This is a genomic window from uncultured Streptococcus sp., assembly GCF_915066115.1.
In the GTDB taxonomy this organism is placed as follows: Bacteria; Bacillota; Bacilli; order Lactobacillales; family Streptococcaceae; genus Streptococcus.
The window spans coordinates 1-3,691 of sequence record NZ_CAJZDT010000151.1; the positions used below are offsets into that span (position 1 = coordinate 1).

Below are 3,691 nucleotides of genomic sequence, written 5' to 3' on the forward strand. Positions count from 1 at the left end.
TAACAAAAGTTTTAAAGACTTGATTGTTTTGAAAGAATATTTTAAAATAAGATTCAGTAAAAATGAAAGAGGTTTTGAAAATGTCTGAAAAACAAATGAAAATTTTAGGTTGGGTAGCGACCTTTATGTCTGTTATGATGTATGTGTCTTACTTCCCACAAATCATGAACAATCTGGCTGGTCAAAAAGGAAATTTCATCCAGCCCTTGGTTGCTGCCATCAACTGTAGTCTCTGGGTTTACTACGGTCTTTTCAAAAAAGAAAGAGATATCCCCCTTGCAGCAGCTAATGCACCAGGTATTATTTTTGGCCTAGTGACGGTTATTACAGCTTTGATTTAAAAGGAACAGAGGAGACTAGTTTTCAGTCTTCTTTTTTGTTTCAGGGGAGGCTATTTACTTTTTCTAGAGGATAATTTTTTAAAAAACAATCTGATAAACTTAAATAGTAGAATAGTATCAGTATGTCACAGTATTTTATAAGAAAAGGTTTACAGAATAAGTTATAATATAAGTAAATGAACAAGCAAATAAGAAAGTGAGTAGAGTTATGACCGAAAAACTGACTTTTCCGGATGGTTTCTTGTGGGGCGGAGCGACAGCTGCCAACCAGTGTGAGGGTGCTTATAATTTAGAAGGTCGTGGATTGGCGAATGTGGATGTCGTCCCCATCGGTCCAGATCGTGAAGCCATTATCACAGGTCAGAAAAAGATGTTTTCGTTTGAGGAGGGCTATTTTTACCCAGCCAAGCAAGCTATTGATATGTACCATCATTACAAGGAAGATATTGCCCTTTTTGCGGAAATGGGCTTTAAGACTTATCGTCTATCCATTGCTTGGACTCGGATTTTTCCTAAGGGCGACGAAACAGTGCCAAATGAAGCTGGTCTAGCCTTTTATGAGGATTTATTTAAGGAGTGCCACAAGTATGGTATCCAACCTCTGGTGACTATCACTCATTTCGACTGTCCTATGCACTTGATTACAGAATACGGTGGTTGGCGCAATCGTCGGATGTTAGACTTCTATGAAAAACTTTGTCGCACACTCTTTACCCGCTATAAGGGCTTGGTCAAATTCTGGCTAACCTTCAATGAAATCAACATGATTCTCCATGCCCCCTTTATGGGAGCTGGGCTCTGTTTTGAAGAAGGAGAAAATCAAGAACAGGTCAAATACCAAGCGGCTCACCATGAGTTGGTGGCTTCAGCCATGGCGACTAAACTTGCCCACGAAATTGATCCAGAAAACAAGGTGGGATGTATGTTGGCAGCAGGGCAGTACTATCCTAACACAGCCCATCCGAGAGATTACTGGGCAGCCATGGAAGAAGACCGTAAGAGTTACTTCTTCATTGACGTCCAAGCGCGTGGGGAATACCCAAACTATGCCAAGAAGCAGTGGGAGCGTGAGGGGATTGAGATTGAAATGACAGCAGAGGATTTGGACTTGTTGAAGAACCACACTGTTGACTTTGTTTCCTTCTCTTATTATGCGAGTCGCATGGCTTCAGGTGATCCAGAAGTGACGGATTTAACCGCTGGAAATGTCTTTGCCTCTATCAAGAATCCTTATCTGGAATCCTCAGAATGGGGTTGGCAGATTGACCCACTGGGACTTCGTATCACCCTCAATGCCATCTGGGATCGTTACCAAAAGCCTATGTTCATCGTAGAAAATGGGCTCGGTGCTATGGACACACCAGATGAAAATGGCTATGTAGCGGATGACTATCGGATTGCTTACTTAGAGGCTCATATCAAGGCTATGCGAGATGCCATTTACCAAGATGGGGTTGACTTGCTTGGTTATACGACTTGGGGTTGTATCGATCTGGTTTCAGCTGGAACAGGCGAAATGAACAAGCGCTATGGCTTTATCTATGTGGATCGTGATAATGCTGGTCATGGAAGTCTCAAACGGAGCAAGAAGAAATCCTTCTACTGGTACAAGGATATCATTGCCAGCAATGGTGCAAGTATTAAGTAGAGCACATTTGTTCACTATTTTTATAAAATCTTCTCCCTACTTTATATAATAGGAAAAAGAGTTCAATTAGATCTGGCTTTTTGCTATAATGAGGGGAGAAAAATCAGACAGGAGAATAAGATGTCAGAACCATTATTTTTACAATCAGTTATGCAAGAAAAAATCTGGGGTGGAACCAAGCTACGTGATGAGTTTGGCTACGACATCCCAAGTGAAAAAATTGGCGAATACTGGGCTATCTCAGCTCATCCAAATGGTGTCTCTAAAGTTGCAAATGGTCACTACGAGGGAACAGACCTAGCTACTTTGTATGCACAGCACCGTGAATTGTTTGGCAATCGTCCAGAGCCTGTATTTCCACTTTTGACCAAAATCCTCGATGCCAACGACTGGCTCAGTGTCCAAGTGCACCCAGACGATGCTTATGGACTAGAGCACGAAGGCGAACTCGGAAAAACAGAATGCTGGTATATCATTGCTGCGGATGAAGGTTCAGAGATTATCTACGGCCACAATGCCAAGTCAAAAGATGAACTTCGTCAGCAAATCGAAGCTAAAGACTGGGATGGTCTATTAACAAAAGTCCCTGTTAAGGCTGGAGATTTCTTCTATGTACCAAGTGGCACCATGCATGCTATCGGAGCAGGTATCTTGATTCTTGAAACCCAACAGTCTAGTGATACCACCTATCGCGTCTATGACTTTGACCGCAAGGACGACAAGGGTAACTTGCGTGAACTTCACCTTGAAAAATCCATTGATGTATTGAACATTGGTGAGCCTGCAAATAGCCGTCCTGTGACTGTCAAATCTGATGATTTACGCTCAACTTTACTTGTCTCTAATGATTTCTTCGCAGTCTACAAGTGGGAAATTACTGGAAAAGTTGACTTCGAAAAGACAGCTGACTACAGCTTATTTAGTGTCTTAGCTGGTCAAGGTCAGCTTACTGTTGACGGAAAAAACTATCCAATCCAAAAAGGCAGCCACTTTATCCTACCAAGTGATGTTGAAACTTGGACTCTGGAAGGGCAAGGTTTGGAATTGATTGTTAGTCATCCATAAAAAAGAAAGGGCCTGAGTTCATACTCAAGTCCTTTTTGATTACATAAATTGGGCGATAAAAACCACGATGATGATGATTGGAATGACGAAACGAAGAAGGAAGAGCCAGACTTGGAAAAGTCCTTGTTTCCATACTGTTTCATCGAGATGGAGTTCCTCCATAGCAAGAGCCTTCTTAAAGATATAGCCTGTAAAAAGTGAAAGGCAGAGAGCTCCAAATGGCATGAGGAGATTGGAAACCAAGAAGTCCATAGCGTCAAAGAAGGTCTTCCCAAAGATGTGAACATCCGCCATGACACCGTAAGATAGGGCTGAAGGAATTCCAAAGACAAAGGTCAAGATTCCTAAAATAGCACTCCATTTAGCACGCTTACTGTTGTCCTGATTGGTGATATTACCCACATTGATTTCCAGCATAACGACAGAAGAAGTGACTGTCGCAAAGAGGAAGAGGAAGAGGAAGAGGATGTAGAAAATGGTTCCAAAAGGCATCTTGTCAAAGAGTTGAGGCAAGACGATAAAGAGCAGGCTTGGTCCCCCTTCTGACTGAATATTGAAGGCTGACATGGCTGGGAAAAAGGCTAAAACCACCCAGACGGGGGACTAGAGATTTCTTGGGATGAAATGAAACACACAT

The 3,691-nt window shown here is 42.2% G+C and carries 3 protein-coding genes and 1 pseudogene; 3 read left to right on the forward strand and 1 reads right to left on the reverse strand.

What is annotated here, in order from left to right:
• Positions 1–80: 80 nt before the first annotated feature.
• The 3 genes from QZ565_RS08585 (at position 81) to manA (ending at position 3,054) form a co-directional block, all read left to right on the forward strand.
• On the forward strand, positions 81–341 hold the full coding sequence (locus QZ565_RS08585; RefSeq protein ID WP_001291472.1) for a SemiSWEET family transporter: 261 nt from the start codon (positions 81–83) through the stop codon (positions 339–341).
• A gap of 208 nt (positions 342–549) precedes the next feature.
• The gene (locus QZ565_RS08590) at positions 550–1,989 is read left to right on the forward strand and encodes a 6-phospho-beta-glucosidase (protein WP_295528254.1); all 1,440 of its coding nucleotides are present in this window, start codon (positions 550–552) and stop codon (positions 1,987–1,989) included.
• A gap of 120 nt (positions 1,990–2,109) precedes the next feature.
• On the forward strand, positions 2,110–3,054 hold the full coding sequence (gene manA, locus QZ565_RS08595; RefSeq protein ID WP_295528257.1) for a mannose-6-phosphate isomerase, class I: 945 nt from the start codon (positions 2,110–2,112) through the stop codon (positions 3,052–3,054).
• A gap of 39 nt (positions 3,055–3,093) precedes the next feature.
• Here the strand turns inward: manA and QZ565_RS08600 are convergent.
• Positions 3,094–3,639: pseudogene (locus QZ565_RS08600) on the reverse strand (sodium-dependent transporter); the annotation flags it as partial.
• Between the last annotated feature and the right edge of the window lie 52 nt (positions 3,640–3,691).

Bases quoted from the DNA above. Each gene is read 5' to 3' on its own strand.
- QZ565_RS08585 (WP_001291472.1), top strand. From the start codon at position 81: ATGTCTGAAAAACAAATGAAAATTTTAGGTTGGGTAGCGACCTTTATG.
- QZ565_RS08590 (WP_295528254.1), top strand. From the start codon at position 550: ATGACCGAAAAACTGACTTTTCCGGATGGTTTCTTGTGGGGCGGAGCG.
- manA (WP_295528257.1), top strand. From the start codon at position 2,110: ATGTCAGAACCATTATTTTTACAATCAGTTATGCAAGAAAAAATCTGG.